The following is an 18,543-nucleotide window of genomic DNA, read 5'->3' on the forward strand; positions in this document are numbered from 1 at the left end:
GCTCTTGCCGAGGGCGCTCACGACGCGCCCCCGAAGTGCGATGGTCCCGCGGCACGGTCCGCGCTCCGGCCGGTCGGTGGCACTTTTGCCCCTACCGTCAGCCGCATCGGCTCCGGCACCGGAAGCGGAGGGCGATCATGCCGCTCGGCCGCGTCCGCCGGGACCGGCACGGCCGGGCCGGCGTGCCGGATCGAGGCAATGCGCCGAAACGCTTCGGTGCGCCCTAGGCCCCGTAGAACCGCTCCTCCATGACCGCCCGCGCCCTGCGGGTGATCCGCCGGTAGTCGTCGAGCATGTCGCCGACGTGCCCGCTGTCGTAGCCCAGGTAGCGCGCGACGGCGGCCAGTTCGCGCCCGTCGGAGGGGAAGGTGTCGCCCGCGCGGCCGCGCACCAGCATCACCGCGTTCCGCACGCGCGTCGCCAGCACCCAGGCCTCGTCGAGGATCGCCGCGTCCTCCGTCGAGATCAGCTCCGCCGCGCAGGCCGCGGCGAGCGCCTCGCGAGTGCGGGTCGTGCGCAGGCCGGGCTCGGCCCAGGCGTGCTCCAACTGCAGGAGCTGGACGGTCCATTCGACGTCGGAGAGGCCGCCTCGGCCCAGCTTGGCGTGCAGGGTCGGGTCGGCGCCGCGCGGCATCCGCTCCGCCTCCATCCGGGCCTTGAGGCGGCGGACCTCGCGGATCGCGTCCTCGCCGAGACCCTCGGCCGGGTAGCGCAGCGGGTCGACGAGGTCGAGGAAGGCGCGGCCGAGTTCCTCGTCGCCCGCCACCGGTTCGGCCCGCAGGAGCGCCTGGGACTCCCAGACCAGGGACCAGCGGCGGTAGTAGGCCGCGTACGACTTGAGCGTACGCACCAGGGGGCCGCTCCTGCCCTCCGGGCGCAGGTCCGCGTCGATGAGCAACGGCGGATCGGCGGAGGGGAGTTGGAGGAGCCTGCGCATCTCGGCGACCACCTTGGCGGCCGCCTTCGCCGCCTCCTGCTCGTCGGCGCCCTCGCGCGGCTCGTGCACGAACAGGACGTCGGCGTCCGAGCCGTAGCCCAGCTCGTGGCCGCCGAAGCGGCCCATGCCGATCACGGCGAAGCGGGTCGGCAGCGTGTCGCCCCAGCCGTCGCGGACGACCGCGCGCAGCGTGCCCGCGAGGGTGGCCGACGTCAGGTCGGAGATGGCGTCCCCGACCCGGTCCACCAGGGCGCCGGGGTCGGCCTCCGCGGGGCTCTCCTCCGTGCCGTAGGAGCCGATGATGTCGCCGGCGGCGGTCCGGAACAGCTCGCGCCTGCGCACGCCGCGCGCCGCCGTCACCGCCTGCTCGACGCCGTCGGCGCGGCGCACGGCGGCCAGGACCTCCTGTTCGAGGGCGCCTCGGCCGCGCGGTTCGAGGCCCCGCTGGTCGCCGAGCAGGGCGACGGCCTCGGGGGCGCGGAGCAGCAGGTCGGGGGCGAGCCGTCCGGCGGAGAGCACCCGCGCCAGGTTCTCGGCGGCGGCTCCCTCGTCCCTCAGCAGCCGGAGGTACCACGGGGTTTTGCCGAGCGCGTCGGAGACCTTGCGGAAGCCGAGCAGGCCCGCGTCCGGGTCGGCCGAGTCCGCGAACCAGCCGAGCAGGACGGGCAGCAGGGTGCGCTGGATGGCCGCCTTGCGGGACACCCCCGAGGCGAGCGCCTCCAGATGCCTGAGCGCGGCGCTCGGGTCCGCGTAGCCGAGCGCGACGAGCCGCTCGCGGGCCGCGGAGGTGCTCAACCTGGTCTCGCCAGGGGCGAGTTGGGCGACGGCGTCGAGCAGCGGACGGTAGAAGAGCTTCTCGTTCAGCCTGCGCACCACGGAGGTGTGCCGCTTCCAGGCGCGGTTCAGCTCGGTGATCGGCTCGGTGCGCATGCCGAGCGAACGGCCGATGCGGCGCAGGTCGGCGTCGTCCTCGGGCACCAGGTGGGTGCGCCGCAGCTTGTAGAGCTGGATGCGGTGTTCCAGGGCGCGCAGGAAGCGGTACGCGTCGTCGAGCTGGGCGGCGTCGACGCGCCCCACGTACCCGCCAGCGCCGAGCGCCGCGAGCGCTTCGAGCGTGGAGCCGCTCCGGATGGAGGTGTCGCTGCGGCCGTGCACCAACTGCAGCATCTGTACGGCGAATTCGACGTCGCGCAGCCCGCCGGGGCCGAGCTTCAGCTCCCGGTCGACCTCGCCCGCGGGGATGTTCTCGATGACGCGGCGGCGCATCTTCTGCACGTCGGCCACGAAGTTCTCGCGCTCGGCGGCGTGCCAGACGAGCGGCGCGAGCGTGGCGACGTACTCCTCGCCGAGCTCCAGGTCGCCCGCGACGGGGCGGGCCTTGAGCAGCGCCTGGAACTCCCAGGTCTTCGCCCACCGCTGGTAGTAGGCGAGATGGCTGCTGAGGGTGCGCACCAGCGGGCCGTTGCGGCCCTCAGGGCGCAGGTTCGCGTCGACCGGCCAGATGGTGCCCTCGACGTTGGTCTCCGAGCAGATCCGCATCATGTGCGAGGCGAGCCGGGTCGCGGCCCGCAGCGCCTTGCCCTCGTCGGCCCCTTCGACGGCCTCGCCGACGAAGATGACGTCGACGTCCGAGACGTAATTGAGCTCGTGGCCACCGCACTTGCCCATCGCGATGACCGCGAGGCGGCACTGCGCGGCGTCGGCGGGCGCGGCCGCGCGGGCCATGGCGAGCGCCGCGCGCAGCGTCGCGGTGGCGAGGTCGGCGAGCTCGGCGGCGGCCTCGGCGACGTCGGTGGTGCCGCACACGTCACGGGCCGCTATGGCGAGCAGACAGCGGCGGTAGGCGACGCGCAGCGACACCGGGTCCGTGGCCTCGGCCAGGCCCCGCTCGAACTCCTCGACGCCGGGGTGCAGGTCGACCGCCTCGTAGGTGACGAGGGCCCGCCAGTCGCGGGGGTGGCGCGCCAGGTGGTCGGCGAGCGCCTCGGAGGCGCCGAGCACGCCGAGGAGGCGGTCGCGCAGCGGCTTGGCGGTGACCAGGGTGTCGAGCAGCTCGCGGCGGCCCACCTCGTCCTCCTGGCCCTCGACGAGCCGGACGAGTCCGAGCAGCGCGAGGTCGGGGTCGGCGGTGGCGCCGAGTGCGTCGAGGAGCAGCGGATCGTCACGGACCGTGTCCAGGTCCGGGGCGTCGAGCAGCCGCTCGGCCGCCGACGGATCGGTGAATCCGTGCCGCAGTAGCCGCGTGAACGTGCTGCTCCTGCGTCCCCCCGTCTCCCGCCACCCCCCTTTCAGCGGGCGCTTCGCGCTCTCCCCCTCGTGCGGCAGCGTCATGGTCCCGCGCCTCCGTTCGATCACTCCTGGCCAGAGCCTACGGCCTCGCCGACGAGTTCCGCCCGCGCGGGGAGACAGCGGGCCCGGTCCCTGGTGTACTGCGGTTCATGGAGTACACACTCGAAGTGATCCCGCTGCCCGTGAGCGACATCGACGCGTCCATGGCGTTCTACCGCGACAAGCTCGGCTTCCACGTCGACATCGACACGGAGGTCATGCCGGGCATGCGCATCGTCCAGCTGACGCCGCCCGGCTCCGGCTGCTCCATCGCCCTGGCCGACACGCTCTGGGACACGATGGACGGACCGACCCCTGCCGCGGGCTCGTACCAGGGCCTCCAGCTCTGCGTCGCCGACGCGAAGGCCGCGCACGCGGAGTTGACCGAGCGTGGCCTCGACGTGTCCGAGCCCGTGGCGCACGCTCCGCAGGACGGGGGGACGTTCATGTACTTCAAGGACCCGGACGGCAACGGCTGGGCCATCCAGGAGTACCGGGTCCGTGCGACAACGCCCCTGCGGGAGGCAATCGCCCCGTAAGGGGCGCGGGGAACGGCGCGAGCGACCAAAGAAGAGCCGCGGTCGCGTCTGCTCGGTGATCCGGCAGACGCGACCGCGGCTCTTTTCCGGGCTGAGCGCGCAGTTCCCCGCGCCCCTGACGGGGCCCTACAGAACCGGCAGGTTCTTGCGGAGTTCGAAGGCCGTGACTTCGGAGCGGTACTCCTCCCACTCCTGCTTCTTGTTGCGCAAGAAGAAGTCGTACACGTGCTCACCGAGCGTCTCGGCGACCAGTTCGCTGCGCTCCATGAGCGCGATCGCCTCGCCGAGGTTCTGCGGGAGCGGCTCGATGCCCATCGCGCGGCGCTCGGCGTCGGAGAGGGCCCACACGTCGTCGTCGGCGCCGGGCGGCAGCTCGTAGCCCTCCTCGATGCCCTTGAGGCCCGCGGCGAGCAGTACCGCGTACGTCAGGTAGGGGTTCGCGCCCGAGTCGATCGAGCGGACCTCGACGCGGGCCGAGCCCGTCTTGCCGGGCTTGTACATGGGGACGCGGATCAGGGCCGAGCGGTTGTTGTGGCCCCAGCAGATGTACGAGGGGGCCTCGCCGCCCGCGCCCGCCGTGCGCTCGGAGCCGCCCCAGATGCGCTTGTAGGAGTTCACCCACTGGTTGGTGACGGCGGAGATCTCCGCGGCGTGCTGCAGCAGGCCCGCGATGAAGGAACGGCCGACCTTGGAGAGCTGGTACTCGGCGCCCGACTCGTAGAACGCGTTGCGGTCGCCCTCGAAGAGGGAGAGGTGCGTGTGCATGCCCGAGCCGGGGTGCTCGGAGAACGGCTTCGGCATGAAGGTCGCGTTGACCCCCTGCTCCAGGGCGACCTGCTTCATGACCAGGCGGAACGTCATGATGTTGTCGGCGGTGGAGAGCGCGTCCGCGTAGCGCAGGTCGATCTCCTGCTGGCCGGGGGCGCCCTCGTGGTGGCTGAACTCGACCGAGATGCCCATGGATTCGAGCATCGTGATGGCCTGGCGGCGGAAGTCCATGCCGACGTTCTGCGGGGTGTGGTCGAAGTAGCCGGAGTTGTCCGCGGGGGTGGGCCGCGAACCGTCGAGCGGCTTGTCCTTGAGCAGGAAGAACTCGATCTCGGGGTGGGTGTAGAAGGTGAAGCCGAGGTCGGAGGTCTTGGCGAGGGCGCGCTTGAGCACGTAGCGCGGATCCGCGAAGGACGGGGAGCCGTCCGGCATCAGGATGTCGCAGAACATCCGGGCGGTGCCGGGGGCCTCGGCGCGCCAGGGCAGCACCTGGAAGGTCGAGGGGTCCGGCTTGGCGATCATGTCGGACTCGTACACCCGGGCGAAACCTTCGATCGCCGAGCCGTCGAAGCCGATGCCCTCGTCGAAGGCCTGCTCCAGCTCGGCCGGGGCCACGGCCACCGACTTCAGGAAGCCGAGGACGTCCGTGAACCACAGGCGTACGAACCGGATGTCGCGCTCCTCAAGAGTCCGGAGCACGAATTCCTGCTGCTTGTCCATCTTCCGCTTCCACCCATCCTTGCTGGTCAGGCCGCCTGCGCCCGCGCCGCGGACACATCGGGGCACATGAGCATCCCACCACACCGTTTCGAGCGCGTTGCCGACCGCGTACCCGCCCGTGCCGTGCCGCCCTGTGCCCATAGTGCCTGCTGAACCGCGCCTCTGTAACAGCGGGCCGCCCCCGCTCCTCCGGCCCTCCAGGAGCACCCCTCTATAAGTTGCATCTCAGATGCAACTTATATACGGTCAGAAACCGACAAGGGGACGGTTATCCGCCCCTCTCGCCCGGCCCGAGGAGCCCCGTTGCTGTCAGAAACGTCCGCCGCGACCGTCCGTGCCACCCTCCCCGTCGTCGGCGGGGCCATCGGCGACATCACCGGGCGCTTCTACGACCGGCTCTTCACGGCCCGCCCCGAGCTCCTTCGGGACCTCTTCAACCGCGGCAACCAGGCCGCGGGCACCCAGCGGCAGGCCCTCGCCGGGTCCATCGCCGCGTTCGCCACCCACCTGGTGGAGCACCCCGACGAGCGGCCCGACGTGATGCTCCGGCGCATCGCGCACAAGCACGCCTCGCTCGGCGTCGCCCCCGATCAGTACGCCGTGGTGCACGAGCACCTCTTCGCGGCCATCGTCGAGGTGCTCGGCGACGCCGTCACGCCCGAGGTCGCCGCCGCCTGGGACGAGGTCTACTGGCTGATGGCCAACGCCCTCATCGCCATCGAGGCCCGGCTCTACGCCGAGCAGGGCGTCACCGCGGACGACACCTGGCGGGAGTGGGAGGTCGTGGGGCGCGTCGAGGAGACGCCGGAGGTCGCCACGTTCCAGCTGCGGCCCGCCGCGGCGTTCCCCGTGCCGGACTTCCGGCCGGGGCAATACGTCTCCGTGCAGGTCCAACTGCCGGACGGGGCGCGGCAGATACGTCAGTACAGCCTCTCCTCGGCGCCCGGCTCGGACCTGCGGCAGATCAGCGTCAAGCGGGTGCGGGGCGGCGCGGCGTCACCGGACGGCGAGGTCTCGGGATACCTCCACGCGCGCGTGCGGGAAGGTGCGGTGCTGCGGCTCTCCGCCCCCTACGGAGACCTCGTCCTCGACGAGAGCGACGCGGACACTCCCCTGCTGCTGGCGTCCGCGGGCATCGGCGTCACCCCGATGATCGCCATGCTGGAGCAGCTGGCCGCAGCGGGGCACCGGGCGCCCGTCACCGTCGTGCACGCCGACCGCTCCCCCGCCGAGCACGCGCTGCGCGCCGACCACGCGGCGTACGCGGGCAAGCTCCCGGACGCGGCCGCGCACTTCTTCTACGAGCGGCCCGGCGCCGAGCGGGAGCACCCCGCCGTGCTCACCGGGCGCGTCGACCTCGCCGCCCTGCCGCCCCTCCTGGCGGGCACGCGCGCGTACCTGTGCGGGCCGCTGCCCTTCATGCGGGACGTGCGGACCCAGCTCATCGGGCGGGGAGTGGCTCCGGCCGACATCCACTACGAGGTGTTCGGGCCCGACCTGTGGCTGGGGCAGGCCGAGTAAGGGGGTGGGCCAGGCGAGGGGGCGGTCCAGGTGAGGGGGCGGCTCAGGTCCTGTCGCGGGACGTGATGCTCAGGAGCAGCGGGCCCGTCGGGGACGCCGCGATGTCCTCCACCGTGAGCGGGTCCAGCGAGGCGTAGAACGCCTCCTGGGCCCTGCGCAGTGCCCCGCGCAGGCGGCACGCGGAATTCAGCGGGCAGGGCGTGGCCCCCTCGCACTCCACCACGTCGCCCTCGCCCTCGAACGACCTGACCAGCTCGCCCACCGACGCCTTGCGGCCCGCCTCCGTCAGGGTGAGGCCGCCTCCCCTGCCCCTGCGGGCCTCCAGCAGGCCCAGCTTCTGCAGCTCGGCGACGACCTTCGCCATGTGCGTGTACGGGACCGTCATGTCGGCGGCCACCTCGCGCGTCGTGGGCGCCCCGTCGCCCGCCACGGCCAGACGCATCAGGGCGCGCAGGGCCAGGTCGGTGGATCGCATGAGGCGCATTCCACGAGCGTAGGTAATGCGCATCCCGGGTTCAAATTTCGGAGAGCCTACAGTCCCGGCACCCATCGCCCTTACGATCAGCTGATCTGTTCCACGTCCAGCCGAACTGTTCTACGTCCCGTTCGCTTCTTTCGCAGAAGGACACACCATGGGCTCCGCCAAGAACACGAGCAACGCCTCCCGCAAGGCCCGGATAGAGGAGATGCGCCGGGCGGACCGCGCACGTGAACGCCGGGGGCGCGCCGTCACGGTGGCCGTCAGCGCGGTCGTCGTCGCGGCGCTCGGCGTGGGCGGCTTCGTCCTCTTCTCCAAGGCGTCCGACGGCGACGGTTCGTCGACGGACTCGAAGGCGTGGCCCGCGGCCAAGGTCAACGCCGACGGCGAGAAGGTCTGGGGCAAGCTCGGGCGTACGCACGTGTCGAAGAAGGTCGACTACCCGATGACGCCTCCCGTCGGCGGTGACCACAACCAGGTGTGGATGAACTGCAACGGCGACGTCTACGAGAAGGAACTCCCCGAGGTGAACGCGGTGCACTCGCTGGAGCACGGTGCCGTCTGGGTCACCTACAACGACCAGGCGAAGCCCGCCGACCTGAAGAAGCTCGCGGCCAAGGTCAAGGCCACGCCGTACTCGCTGATGAGCCCCGTCAAGGACCAGAAGGACCCCGTCATGCTGACCGCGTGGGCGCACCAGCGGACCGTGACCGGGGCGGACGATCCCAAGGTCAAGGAGTTCTTCTCCAAGTACGTCCAGGGCAAGCAGACCCCTGAGCCGGGTGCGGCCTGCACCAACGGTCTGGCGCGGTGAGGCCGCGCACGACCACGCGGACGAACTGGATCGTCGGCTCCGTCGCCGCGGCGGTCCTCGTGGCGGGCGGCATCACCGCCGCCGTCGCCGCGACGGACGGCTCCGACTCCGGCGGTCCGCCCCCGAGTTCGTCCGCGGACGCGGGCTTCGCGCGGGACATGGCCGTCCATCACCAGCAGGCCGTGGAGATGTCCTACATCGTGCGCGACCGCACCGACGACGAGGAGGTGCGGCGGCTCGCGTACGACATCGCCCAGACACAGGCGAACCAGCGCGGGATGCTCCTCGGCTGGCTGGACCTGTGGGAGCTGCCGAAGGTGCCGGAGGGGGCGCCGATGGAGTGGATGGGGATGGGGGACGCGCCGGCGGGTGAGGACGGGGCGCTGATGCCGGGGATGGCGACGAACGCGGAGCTGGCACGGCTGGGTGAGCTGAAGGGGAAGAAGGCGGAGGTGCTGTATCTACGGTTGATGACTCGGCACCACCGGGGTGGGGTGCATATGGCTCAGGGGTGTGTGGAGCGGTGCGGGGTTGATGTGGAGCGGAGGTTGGCGCGGGGGATGGTGGAGTCGCAGGAGTCGGAGATCGCGCTGATGGCGTCGATGCTGAAGGCGCGGGGCGCCGGGGTGTAGGGGGGCTCGGGTGCGGGGCGGTGCGGGGCGGGTCCGCACCGACGCGTCGTCCCTCGCGGTACCCGTCGCGTTGAGCGGCGGCTGCGGGCCGGTGGGGGGCGCCCCTCGTCTGTCGTGGGGCGGGGCCGCGCCGGTATGTCCGTCCTCGCCGTCCCAGATGACCGCCACACTCAGGGCACCTCGGCGCGTGGCCACATGTGCTCCGGGCGGACATACCGCCACGTCCCCTCAGCTCGAGAGGCGGCCGCGGCCCGGTGGGGGTACCCCCCCCACCACCGCGCCGCCGGCGCCCCTGGGGAGGGCTCCCCGCTGTGACGGACCGGCGGCCGGACGGCTCCCCACAGTGAGCGCCCAGGCGCCGGGCGCCGCCCCGCTGCGGGCAGCCCGGTGACCGAGGGCTCCCCGCTGTACACAGCCCGGTGACCGAGGGGCTCCCCGCTGTGCGCAGCCCGGTGACCCAGGGGCTCCCGGTGACCGGGGGCTCCCCGCTGTGGGCGCCCAGACAAGGGCCGCCCGGTGACCGGGGGGGGCTCCCGCTGTGGGCAATTGTTCCGCACGGCGGAACGGGTGGGCACAGCCCCCGGTGCCGAGGGGCGGGGACGGCGGCGCAAGCCACGGGGCGGGCGGGCGCAGACCCGGTGCCGAGGAAGACGCCGTGGGTTCCGGCCGCCGCGTCAGGCCAAGCGGGGCAGGTCCTCCCGGCGCAGACGCCCACGCATCGGCTCCCCCCGGGTCAAGCGCTCCACCTCGGAGACCGCGTACTCACCGAGCCGCCGCACCTCACTCCCCTGCGCCCCCGCGACATGCGGAGTCACCAACACGTTCCGCAGATGGAGCAGCGCATGCCCGGGAGGCAGCGGCTCGGGATCCGTCACGTCCAGGAACGCGTCCAGACGCCCCACCGCACACTCCCGCGCCAACGCCTCCGTATCCACCAGAGATCCGCGAGCCGTGTTGATGACGACACCGCCGTCCGGGATGAGACCGAGCATCGACGCGCTCAAGAGGCCGCGGGTCTCCGGGAGTTGGGGCGCGTGGATCGTGACAATGCTGCTGCGGCGGCAGAGTTCGGGGAGGTCCACGAGCTCCGCTCCCAGTGACTCCGCCTCCGCGGACGTCACGTAGGGATCCGTGAGCAGGATCCGGAACCCCGCGTCGGACGCCCGCAGCGCCGCGATGACCCGGCGCCCGATCCGCGACGCGCCGATCACCCCGATCGTCCGCGCGTCCGCCCCGGTGCGGACGGTGAACGACGGCCACCCCCGGGCATAGTTCGCGGCCGCGGGCAACGCCCCCTTCGCCGCGAACGTGATCGCCGCCAGCGTGAACGCCACCACCGGATCCGCGTTGGCGTCCGCCGCGGAGGAGACGACGATCCCGCGGTCCCACACCGCCTCCGTCACCATCGGTTTGACCGAGCCCGCGGCATGCACGATCGCCCGGAGGCGGGGCGCGTGGGCCAGTACCTCCGCGGTGAGCGGTGGGCACTCCCAGCCGGTGACCAGGATCTCCGTGTCGGCGAGCACCGCGCGGGCCGCCAGGGTGGCGAGACCGTCGGCGAGGACTGTCGGGCTCAATTCGACGCTGCGAGCGAGCCGTTCGCGCAGATCGGGCGCGAACACGCGCTCCGCGACCTCGACGCCCATGGCCAGGGCCGCGACCGGCCCCCGTTTCGCCTCTGCCTGTTCTGCCACGCGTGACCGTCCCTCGTAGTAACCGGTTACTCACCAGCGCACTGGAGGCTAGGACCAAGGCGGGAGGGTGGTCAAGAGATGGGCGGCCTAAGGGGGTTGACCAAGGGCAGTAACCGCTTTAGATTCCGGGCACCTTATTCCGACGACGGAGGGGTTGCCGTGCCGACGGTGACGAAGGACCGGGCGGAAACCGAGGCGGTGAAGCCGCCAAAGCGAAGTAATAGTGGTTCAAATGGTAGGAAACTCGGGCGTGGTGAGCTGTGGAAGCGGTTTCAGCGCACCCGCTTCCTGGTGCTGCTCATGGTGCCGGGGATCGCGTACTTCCTGGTCTTCCACTACGGCGCGTTCATCGCCAACGCCGTGGCCTTCAAGGAGTACGTGCCCTTCGACGGCCTGTGGGCCAGCCCCTGGGTGGGCACGGAGAACTTCTCGCGGATGTTCGGCGATCCGGACTTCTGGCACGCGACGTGGAACACCCTCTTCATCGCCGTACTGCAACTGGCCTTCTTCTTCCCGGCCCCGCTGGCGCTCGCCCTGCTGCTGCACAGCCTGACCTCGGACCTGCTGCGCCGCTTCACGCAGTCCGTGATCTATCTGCCGCACTTCCTCTCGTGGGTCGTCGTGGTCGCGCTCTTCCAGCAAGTGCTCAGCGACACGGGCCTGTTGAACACCTTCCTCAGCGACTCCGGGCTGCACACCGTCGACATCATCGGCAACCCGGAGGCGTACAAGCCGCTCGTGGTCATCGAGGTGATCTGGAAGGACGCCGGATGGGGGACGATCATCTTCCTCGCCGCGCTCATGCAGGTCGACGAGCAGCAGTACGAGGCCGCGGCCATCGACGGGGCGGGCCCCTGGCGCCGCTTCTGGCACGTCACGCTGCCCAGCATCCGGCCCATCATCATCCTGCTGCTGATCATGCGGCTCGGCGACATCCTCTCGGTCGGCTTCGAACAGATGCTGTTGCAGCGGCAGTCGGTGGGCCCCGAGGTCGGCGAGGTGCTCGACACCTTCGTCTTCTGGCAGGGCATCGTCGGCGGCGACACCGGATACGCGGCGGCGGCAGGACTGTTCAAGGGCGTCGTCGGCGCGGTGCTCGTCTTCACCGCCAACCGGGTCGCCCACCGGCTCGGCGAGCAGGGGGTCTACAAGTGAGTACCGGCCACGTCACCAGGCCCGCCTGGATGGAGAAGCCCCGGTTCGCGACCAAGGCCGCGAAGGGCGTCGCCGTCCTCGTCGTACTCGGTCTCGTGCTGATCCCGTTCCTGGTGATCATCTCGACGTCGCTCGCCTCCAACCGGGAGGTCGTGGACAACGGCGGCTGGGTGCTCTGGCCGAGCGATCCGACGCTGCGCGCCTACCGGAACATCCTGGAGGGCGGCATCGTCACCAAGGCGCTCGGAGTGAGCGTCGGCCTGACGGTCGTGGGCACGCTCTTCTCGCTCGCGTGCACCACGTTCCTCGCGTACGCCCTGGCCCGTCCCGGCGTCTTCGGCGGCAAGCCCGTGCTGCTGCTCATCCTCTTCACCTTCCTCTTCCCGCCCGGCATGATCCCCGCGTTCCTCCTGGTCAAGGGCATGGGGATGCTGGATACGTATGCCGCTCTCGTCGCACCCGTCCTGATTAACGTCTTCAATCTGATCGTGCTGCGCGGCTTCTTCCAGGGCATACCCGAGGAGCTGTACGAGGCGGCGCGGCTCGACGGCGCCGGGGACTGGCAGATCCTGTGGCGGATCGTGCTCCCGCTGTCCAAGGCGGCCCTCGCGGTGGTCTCCCTCTTCTACGCCGTGAGCTACTGGAACGCCTGGTTCCATGCCTCGATCTACATGGAGTCGGACCACTGGCCCCTCTCCCAGGTGCTGCGCACCTACGTCATCGGCGGCTCGCAGATCGCCGACACCGGGCTGAGCGAGGCGGGCATGGTCTCCGCCCCGCAGACGACGCAGATGGCCGTCCTGGTGATCGCCACCGTGCCGATCCTGCTCGTCTACCCCTTCCTCCAGAAGTACTTCACCAAGGGCGTGCTCACCGGCGCCATCAAGAGCTGAGTTTTCCCCCCACTCGTCGTCCAGAAGGCAACTCGTCGTCCAGAAGGGCTCATTCACGTGTCCGGTTCCTCGATGTCGCGGCGCACCCTGCTCCGCTCCATAGCCGTCGGCGGCGCCGCGCTGGCCGCCCCGTCCGTCCTCACCGCCTGTTCCACCGACTCCAGCGGCGGCGGCAACGTCTCCAACGCGGGCAAGAAGGTGGTGCCCTGGCCGAAGTACACCCCCGCCAAGGGCCCCACCCCCGATCTGGCGCCGACCGCCGAGGGCGTCCAGCCCGGGTACACGAAGTACCCGGAGGAGCTCGTGCGGGCCATGGCCGAGAAGCCCGGCGACGGCAAGCAGAAGATCAAGGTCATGACCATCACCTACGGCACGCCGCCGAAGCCGGCCGGTCAGAACAAGTACTGGCAGGCCGTCAACGAAGCCCTGGGCGTCGAGGTCGAGTTCACCGTCGTACCGGACGCGGACTTCCGCGCCAAGATGTCCACGCTGATGTCGGGCGACGACCTGCCCGACATGATCAACTTCGGTGGCGGATACGTGCTGCCGCGCGAGTCGCAGTTCGTGAAGTCGCGCTGCGCGGACCTGAGCGACCACCTGTCGGGCGACGCGATCGACGACTACCCCAACCTCGCCAACATCCCCACGTACGCCTGGGAGGGCATGGGCCACATCGCCGGACGCATCTACGGGCTGCCGATCGAGCGGGCCAAGGTGCAGGGCGCGATGTTCATCAACCGCGAGGCGTTCGACAAGGCCGGGTACGAGCCCGGCATGTCCGCTCCCGACTTCCAGGCCATGGCCCAAGAGGGCTCGCGGGGACGGAAGTTCACCCTCGGCGCGTCCACGGTCGGCTTCTTCGGGTACCTCTACCACGCGATGTGGCACGGCGCGCCCAACCAGTGGCAGATCAAGGGCGGCAAGGTCACCGACATGTACGGGACCGACGAGTTCAGGGCCGCGCTCGAATTCATGGCGAAGATGCGCAAGGACGGCTCGTACAACCCGGACGCCACCTCGATCTCGCAGGTGGACCTGAAGACCCAGTTCTACAACGGCACCGTCCGCTCGATGACCGACGGCTGGGGCGCCGTCATCTCCAACGCCCAGGGCATCAAGGACGAGTTCACCCTGGACGTCGCCGAGCCCTACGCGGTCGACGGCGTCACGCCCGTCTACCAGCAGAACCGCGGCTGCTTCGGCTACACCGTCATCAAGAAGGCGTCCAAGGACCGCGTCAAGCTGATGCTGCGCGTCCTCAACTGGCTGGCCTCGCCGTTCGGTTCGAAGGAGTACGAGCTGATGCACTACGGCGTGGAGGGCACCCACTTCACATACAACAAGGACGGCGACCCGGTCGCCACGTCCCTCGGCCTGGTCGACTCCAAGACCAACCTCCCCTTCCCCTACCTCATGGACGCGCCGCAGCCCCTGTACTTCCCCGGCTACCCCGACCTGACCAAGCGGCTGCACGCCTGGGAGAAGAAGGTCGTGCCGCTCCTGGTGCCCGACGACCACTGGGGCCTGATGTCGGACACGTACAACCGGCAGGGCGCCTCGATGCAGCAGATCATCGAGGACGGCGTCACGGCGATCGTCTCCGGGCGCAAGAAGCTCTCGGACTGGGACGCCGTCCACCAGAAGTGGCGGTCACAGGGCGGCAAGCGCGCCGCCGAGGAGTTCCTCAAGGAGTACGAGGCCGCGCACTGACGCGGTGGCACGGCACGGGATGATGGGTCCGGGGCGGGCCGCCGTGGGGGCAACTCCGCCCCGGATCAAGCTGGTTGCCGGATGAGGGAGAGACATGGGCGAGCGGGTCACCATCCGCGAAGTGGCCGCGCGGGCGGGCGTCTCGGTAGCGACCGTCTCGCGGGTGCTCGCGGGCAACTACCCGACGTCGACGGCGTCGCGCGCCAAGGTGCTGCGGGCGGTCAAGGACCTGGACTACGTCGCCAACGCGCACGCGCGCGCGTTGGCGGGCGCGGGCCGCAAGACGATCGCCGTGCTCATGTTCGACGTGGTGGGCGCGTTCTACGCGGGGGTCGCGCAGGGCGTGGAGATGGAGGCCGCCCAGCGGGGCCGCCTCACCCTCGTCTCCTCCACGGGCAGCGATCCCGCCCGTGAGCTCGCCCTGGTCCAGATGATGCGCGAGCAGGCCGCCGAGGCGGTGGTCCTGGTGGGCGGCGTCATCCAGGACGACGAGTACCGCCAGCGGATGGCGCGCTACGCGGAGGTCCTCGCGGCGGCGGGTTCGCGGCTCGTCCTGTGCGGGCGCCCCGCGCCCGCGCCCGACGTGCCCGCGCTCGTCGTGGAGTACGACAACGAGGCGGGCGCGCACGCCGTGACCAGCCACCTCCTGGGCGCGGGCCACCGGCGGATCGCGCTGCTCGGCTTCCAGCCGGGGAACACCACCGGTGAGGACCGGGTCGTCGGCTACCTCCGCGCGCTCGCGGACCACGGCGTGCCGCGCTCCGAAGCGATCCTGCACGGGGTCGGCTTCGGGCAGAACAACGGCTACCGGGCGATGCGGGACCTGCTCGAAAAGGCGGAAGGCAAGCCGGAGTTCACCGCCGTCTTCGCGGGCGACGACCGGGCCGCGGCGGCGGCGATCATCGCGTTGCGCGAGTACGGGCTCCGGGTGCCCGACGACATGTCGGTGGTCGGCTACAACGACGACCCCGTCGCGGGCGACATCACGCCGGGGCTGACCACGGTGCACATCCCCGCCGAGGAGATGGGCCGCGTAGCCGTACGCCAGGCCCTCTCGGGCTCGCCGCGTGCGGGCCAGGAGCGCCACGTCCTGGGGACGCACATCGTCATCCGCGACAGCGTCCGACCCCTCCAGGGGCCTGCGGGCTGACGTGCTCCGTCAGGGGCGCGGGGAACCGCGCGAGCAACCACGAAGAAGCCGCGGTCGCGACTGCTCGGTCACCCGGCAGACGCGACCGCGGCTCTTCTTCGGCTGAGCGCGCAGTCCCCCGCGCCCCCTAACGGGGGCCCGTCGTCAGGATCGCCTCCGCCACGTCCGCGGGGCGGTCCCGCATGACCAGGTGGCCGGACGGCTCCGCGACGAGGAACGTCGCCTCGAGGACCGTGGCCAGGCGGTGCTGGCGGGCAAGCCAGCGGCGGGATCCGCCCGAGTGGGCGGCCAGGACCGTCACCGGCAGGTCGGCCGGGAGGGAGAACTCGCGGCGCAGGGCCAAGAGTTCGGTCGCCACGTCGCCGTACGTCGCGTACTCCATGACCGCGGCCCGCCACACACGGCTGGTTCCGTAGACCCGGGCCTGGGGGTGAGGTGCCAGCAGGCGCCGCAGCAGGGGGCCCGTCGCCCTCGGCACCCCGGCCGCACACAGCACCGACGCGCACGCGCGCGTGCAGGCCATCCGTGGGGCGCGCGGCAGCCGGACGCGTGGGTGCTCCTCCACGCTGGAGTCGACCAGGACGAGGGCCGCCGTCCGCCACGGGTACAGGCGGGCGAACGCCTCCGCGTGGAATCCGGCGAGCGAGTGCCCCGCCACCGTGACCCGCCGCCCGCCGAGCCCCACCGCGTCGAGGACGGCGCCGATCCGCTCGGCCTCGCCGCGCAGGGTGGGCGCCACGCGCGCGTGGCCGCTCAGACCGAGCCCGGGGCGGTCGAAGCGGACGACGGTGCGGGAGGGCGCGAGCAGCGGCACCACGGGGTCCCAGTCGAACCAGCCGAGCCCGAGCCCGACGCTCAGCACGCAGACGGGACCGCTGCCGGTCACCTCGACGTGGTGCGGCACTCCCCCGATCCGTACGAACGTCACCCCCGCCGCACCGCCGCCCCGGTGGATCCCCTGGCCGCCGCGGTGGCCGGCAGCGAGCACGCGAGGAGCGCGATCCACACCGCGATGGAGAGGAGCTGGAGCCGCTGGGCCACGCCGAGCCCCCAGGTCCCATGCCCGGCGTCGAACGCGGCGACGGATGCCAGGGTCCAGACGGTGGCGGCCAGTTCGACGGCGACGACGGCGGGCCCGGTGCGCGCGAGCAGCGGCAGGGCGTCGGCGCGGCGCCGGGCGACGACCGTGAGGAGCACCATGCCGACCAGCGCCCCGACGATCGCGATGCTGCTGCTGAACGCGTGCGCGGCGTGCGTCCAGGGGACGTCGCCCGCACGCTCCCGGGCGACGCAGGCCGCGTCGGCGGCCGGCGCGCAGCTCAGCGGCAGTCGTGAGTCGGCGACCGTGGCGGCCCCGAACAGCACGAGACCGGCCCAGCCCGCCGTGGTCAGGCCCCTGTGCGGCAGCCGGATCAGCGCGGCCGCCGCGCCCAGGAGGACGAAGAGCCCGCCGAGCAGGTCGGCCGTGCGGAAGAACGTCCCGTACGGCTGGTCCTCGGCCGCGAGCTCACTGACGTACGAACTCAGCGGCGAGAGGCCGGTGGGCAGGAAGACCTCAAGGAGCCACGTGCTGTACGCCAGGGCACCGAGGAGCAGGAGGAGCGCGACGGACCGGACGGCGGGGCGTGCGCGAGGGGTGTCGCGCGGCTGTTTCCGTGGGGACATGGCCTCTGCCGTGACAGTCGTCGTGGGTGATGACATCGGTCGACAAATGCTATTTGGTTCCATCGAGTGCCCTGTGGTCGGGGTGGATCCAGCCGGGTTTGCGGAACGTGAGGAAGGCGGCGGGCGCCAGGACGCCGAGCGCGAGCAGACCGCCGCCGACGATCAGCAGATAGCGCCAGAGCGGCCCCTTGCCGAACTGGTCGGGCGGCACGAAGCCGATGGCGAGGGCGAGGAGCGAGGCGACGAATCCGACGCCCGCGACGAGCGTCACGGCCGGCACCACGAAGCCGCGCGCCACGTGCGGCTGGGACGTCCGCAGCCGTACGACGGACACGAACATCAGCAGGTAGGCGATCAGATAGATCTGCACGGTGATGACCGAGAACATCCAGTAGGCGCTGGAGACGTCATCGCTGAAGGCGTAGAGGACGCCGATCAGGGTGGTGACCACGCCCTGGGCGACCATGATGTTCCGCGGCACGCCCGCCTTGTTGAACTTCTGCAGGAAGGGCGGCAGATAGCCCTCCTGCCGTGCGAGCGTCACCAGCCCCTTGGAAGGACCGGCGAGCCAGGTGAGCATGCCGCCGAGCGCGGCCATGACGAGCATGATGCCGACGATCTTCGTCATCCAGCCGACGTGGAAGTGGTCGAAGAACGCCTGGAACGCCTGCATGAGCCCCGCGGTGAGGCTGAGCTGCTCCGACGGCATGACCCAGCTGATGGCCAGGGCCGGAAGGATGAAGATCAGCAGGACGAGGCCGGTGGCGAGGAAGATCGAGCGCGGGTACTCGGTGCGGGGGCGGCGCAGCGACGACACGTGGACGCCGTTCATCTCCATGCCCGCGTAGGAGAGGAAGTTGTTGACGATGAGGACCAGGCTGGCGAGCCCGGTCCACGGCGGCAGCCAGTGGTCGGGGGACATGGGGGCGGCGGACGCGTTGCCCTGCCCCAGGAAGACGAGGCCGAGCACGACGAGGACGACGCCGGGGATGAGCGTGCCGATGACGAGCCCGAGCGAGGAGAGCCCCGCGACGGTCCTGGTGCCGCGCGAGGTGATCCACACACCCGTCCAGTAGATGACGACGATGACGATCGCTACGTAGAGGCCGTTTTCGGCGAGGCTCGGGTGGATGACGTACGCGAACGTCGAGGCGACGTAGGCGAGCAGGCTCGGGTAGTACGCGATGGTCATGGCGAACTGGCACCACACGGCGACGAACCCCAGCGGCTTGCCGAGCGCCTCGCTCACCCACCGGTAGATGCCGCCGGACCACCCGGAGGCCAGTTCGGCGCCGACCAGGGCGGTGGGGAGCAGGAAGACGACGGCGGGCAGCAGGTAGAGGAAGACCGCGGCGAGCCCGTAGATGGCCATCGACGGGGAGGGGCGCAGGCTGGCCACGGACGCGGTGGTCATGAGGGCGAGCGTCACCCAGGAGATGACCTGCCTCGGCATGGCGGGGTCGGGCTCCGGCAGGGTGCCTTCTCCGGTCTGTGCCGGTTCGTCCGTACGCGTCATGCGCTCATGATCGTCCGAGTACC

Annotated in this window: 15 protein-coding genes; 8 read left to right on the forward strand and 7 right to left on the reverse strand. The window is 71.2% G+C overall.

What is annotated here, in order from left to right; translation table 11 throughout:
* Positions 1-223 precede the first annotated feature (223 nt).
* The gene (locus KY5_RS11250; protein WP_098242109.1) at positions 224-3,268 is read right to left on the reverse strand and encodes a bifunctional [glutamine synthetase] adenylyltransferase/[glutamine synthetase]-adenylyl-L-tyrosine phosphorylase; all 3,045 of its coding nucleotides are present in this window, start codon (positions 3,266-3,268) and stop codon (positions 224-226) included.
* 107 nt (positions 3,269-3,375) lie between these two features.
* Between KY5_RS11250 and KY5_RS11255 the strand changes: the two genes are divergently transcribed.
* Positions 3,376-3,804 carry a VOC family protein gene (locus KY5_RS11255; RefSeq protein ID WP_098242110.1) on the forward strand — a complete coding sequence of 143 codons (429 nt, stop codon included), beginning with the start codon at positions 3,376-3,378 and terminating at the stop codon, positions 3,802-3,804.
* Positions 3,805-3,930: 126 nt separating this feature from the next.
* Here the strand turns inward: KY5_RS11255 and KY5_RS11260 are convergent, their stop codons facing one another.
* Positions 3,931-5,292: a glutamine synthetase family protein gene (locus KY5_RS11260; protein ID WP_055547224.1), complete on the reverse strand. Its 1,362-nt coding sequence runs from the start codon at positions 5,290-5,292 to the stop codon at positions 3,931-3,933.
* A 303-nt stretch (positions 5,293-5,595) separates the two neighbouring features.
* On the opposite strand from KY5_RS11260, the gene KY5_RS11265 reads away from it, so the two are divergent.
* Positions 5,596-6,813 carry a globin domain-containing protein gene (locus tag KY5_RS11265; protein WP_098242111.1) on the forward strand — a complete coding sequence of 406 codons (1,218 nt, stop codon included), beginning with the start codon at positions 5,596-5,598 and terminating at the stop codon, positions 6,811-6,813.
* 43 nt (positions 6,814-6,856) lie between these two features.
* Here KY5_RS11265 and KY5_RS11270 read toward each other — a convergent pair whose 3' ends face one another.
* Positions 6,857-7,297 carry an RrF2 family transcriptional regulator gene (locus KY5_RS11270; RefSeq protein WP_098242112.1) on the reverse strand — a complete coding sequence of 147 codons (441 nt, stop codon included), beginning with the start codon at positions 7,295-7,297 and terminating at the stop codon, positions 6,857-6,859.
* Between the two features lie 148 nt (positions 7,298-7,445).
* On the opposite strand from KY5_RS11270, the gene KY5_RS11275 reads away from it, so the two are divergent.
* Together KY5_RS11275 and KY5_RS11280 are read left to right on the forward strand one after the other, a co-directional pair.
* Complete coding sequence (locus KY5_RS11275) at positions 7,446-8,105, forward strand: DUF3105 domain-containing protein (protein WP_098242113.1); 660 nt, start codon at positions 7,446-7,448, stop codon at positions 8,103-8,105.
* Entirely contained in the window at positions 8,102-8,737 is a 636-nt protein-coding gene (locus tag KY5_RS11280; protein WP_199843030.1) for a DUF305 domain-containing protein, read from the forward strand. The genes KY5_RS11275 and KY5_RS11280 overlap by 4 nt, the downstream gene beginning before the upstream one ends.
* 674 nt (positions 8,738-9,411) lie before the next feature.
* On the opposite strand, the gene KY5_RS11285 is transcribed toward KY5_RS11280, so the two are convergent.
* Positions 9,412-10,383, reverse strand: coding sequence for a hydroxyacid dehydrogenase (locus KY5_RS11285; protein ID WP_098247178.1), 972 nt, complete (start codon positions 10,381-10,383; stop codon positions 9,412-9,414).
* Positions 10,384-10,731: 348 nt separating this feature from the next.
* Here KY5_RS11285 and KY5_RS11290 point away from each other — a divergent pair, with 348 nt between their 5' ends.
* The 4 genes from KY5_RS11290 (at position 10,732) to KY5_RS11305 (ending at position 15,339) form a co-directional block, all read left to right on the forward strand.
* On the forward strand, positions 10,732-11,586 hold the full coding sequence (locus tag KY5_RS11290) for an ABC transporter permease (protein ID WP_098247179.1): 855 nt from the start codon (positions 10,732-10,734) through the stop codon (positions 11,584-11,586).
* Positions 11,587-11,615: 29 nt separating this feature from the next.
* Entirely contained in the window at positions 11,616-12,479 is an 864-nt protein-coding gene (locus tag KY5_RS11295; RefSeq protein ID WP_098247180.1) for a carbohydrate ABC transporter permease, read from the forward strand.
* Between the two features lie 72 nt (positions 12,480-12,551).
* Positions 12,552-14,189 carry an extracellular solute-binding protein gene (locus KY5_RS11300; RefSeq protein ID WP_098247181.1) on the forward strand — a complete coding sequence of 546 codons (1,638 nt, stop codon included), beginning with the start codon at positions 12,552-12,554 and terminating at the stop codon, positions 14,187-14,189.
* 94 nt (positions 14,190-14,283) lie between these two features.
* Positions 14,284-15,339: a LacI family DNA-binding transcriptional regulator gene (locus KY5_RS11305; protein ID WP_098242114.1), complete on the forward strand. Its 1,056-nt coding sequence runs from the start codon at positions 14,284-14,286 to the stop codon at positions 15,337-15,339.
* 127 nt (positions 15,340-15,466) lie between these two features.
* Here KY5_RS11305 and KY5_RS11310 read toward each other — a convergent pair whose 3' ends face one another.
* The 3 genes from KY5_RS11310 to KY5_RS11320 are packed head-to-tail and all read right to left on the reverse strand — an operon-like array spanning position 15,467 to position 18,520.
* Positions 15,467-16,267 carry an alpha/beta fold hydrolase gene (locus tag KY5_RS11310; protein WP_098247182.1) on the reverse strand — a complete coding sequence of 267 codons (801 nt, stop codon included), beginning with the start codon at positions 16,265-16,267 and terminating at the stop codon, positions 15,467-15,469.
* Positions 16,264-17,004, reverse strand: a complete 741-nt coding sequence (locus tag KY5_RS11315; protein ID WP_098242115.1) for a DUF998 domain-containing protein — start codon at positions 17,002-17,004, stop codon at positions 16,264-16,266. The genes KY5_RS11310 and KY5_RS11315 overlap by 4 nt, the downstream gene beginning before the upstream one ends.
* A 49-nt stretch (positions 17,005-17,053) precedes the next feature.
* Complete coding sequence (locus KY5_RS11320) at positions 17,054-18,520, reverse strand: APC family permease (protein ID WP_098242116.1); 1,467 nt, start codon at positions 18,518-18,520, stop codon at positions 17,054-17,056.
* Positions 18,521-18,543 lie beyond the last annotated feature (23 nt).

Source organism: Streptomyces formicae (assembly GCF_002556545.1).
Taxonomy (GTDB): Bacteria; Actinomycetota; Actinomycetes; order Streptomycetales; family Streptomycetaceae; genus Streptomyces; species Streptomyces formicae_A.

What these genes read in the sequence shown, in the direction of transcription:
- KY5_RS11250 (WP_098242109.1), bottom strand. Translation starts at nt 3,268, where the DNA reads ATGACGCTGCCGCACGAGGGGGAGAGCGCGAAGCGCCCGCTGAAAGGG.
- KY5_RS11255 (WP_098242110.1), top strand. Translation starts at nt 3,376, where the DNA reads ATGGAGTACACACTCGAAGTGATCCCGCTGCCCGTGAGCGACATCGAC.
- KY5_RS11260 (WP_055547224.1), bottom strand. Translation starts at nt 5,292, where the DNA reads ATGGACAAGCAGCAGGAATTCGTGCTCCGGACTCTTGAGGAGCGCGAC.
- KY5_RS11270 (WP_098242112.1), bottom strand. Translation starts at nt 7,297, where the DNA reads ATGCGCCTCATGCGATCCACCGACCTGGCCCTGCGCGCCCTGATGCGT.
- KY5_RS11275 (WP_098242113.1), top strand. Translation starts at nt 7,446, where the DNA reads ATGGGCTCCGCCAAGAACACGAGCAACGCCTCCCGCAAGGCCCGGATA.
- KY5_RS11285 (WP_098247178.1), bottom strand. Translation starts at nt 10,383, where the DNA reads ATGGGCGTCGAGGTCGCGGAGCGCGTGTTCGCGCCCGATCTGCGCGAA.
- KY5_RS11290 (WP_098247179.1), top strand. Translation starts at nt 10,732, where the DNA reads ATGGTGCCGGGGATCGCGTACTTCCTGGTCTTCCACTACGGCGCGTTC.
- KY5_RS11295 (WP_098247180.1), top strand. Translation starts at nt 11,616, where the DNA reads ATGGAGAAGCCCCGGTTCGCGACCAAGGCCGCGAAGGGCGTCGCCGTC.
- KY5_RS11300 (WP_098247181.1), top strand. Translation starts at nt 12,552, where the DNA reads ATGTCGCGGCGCACCCTGCTCCGCTCCATAGCCGTCGGCGGCGCCGCG.
- KY5_RS11305 (WP_098242114.1), top strand. Translation starts at nt 14,284, where the DNA reads ATGGGCGAGCGGGTCACCATCCGCGAAGTGGCCGCGCGGGCGGGCGTC.
- KY5_RS11315 (WP_098242115.1), bottom strand. Translation starts at nt 17,004, where the DNA reads ATGTCCCCACGGAAACAGCCGCGCGACACCCCTCGCGCACGCCCCGCC.
- KY5_RS11320 (WP_098242116.1), bottom strand. Translation starts at nt 18,520, where the DNA reads ATGACGCGTACGGACGAACCGGCACAGACCGGAGAAGGCACCCTGCCG.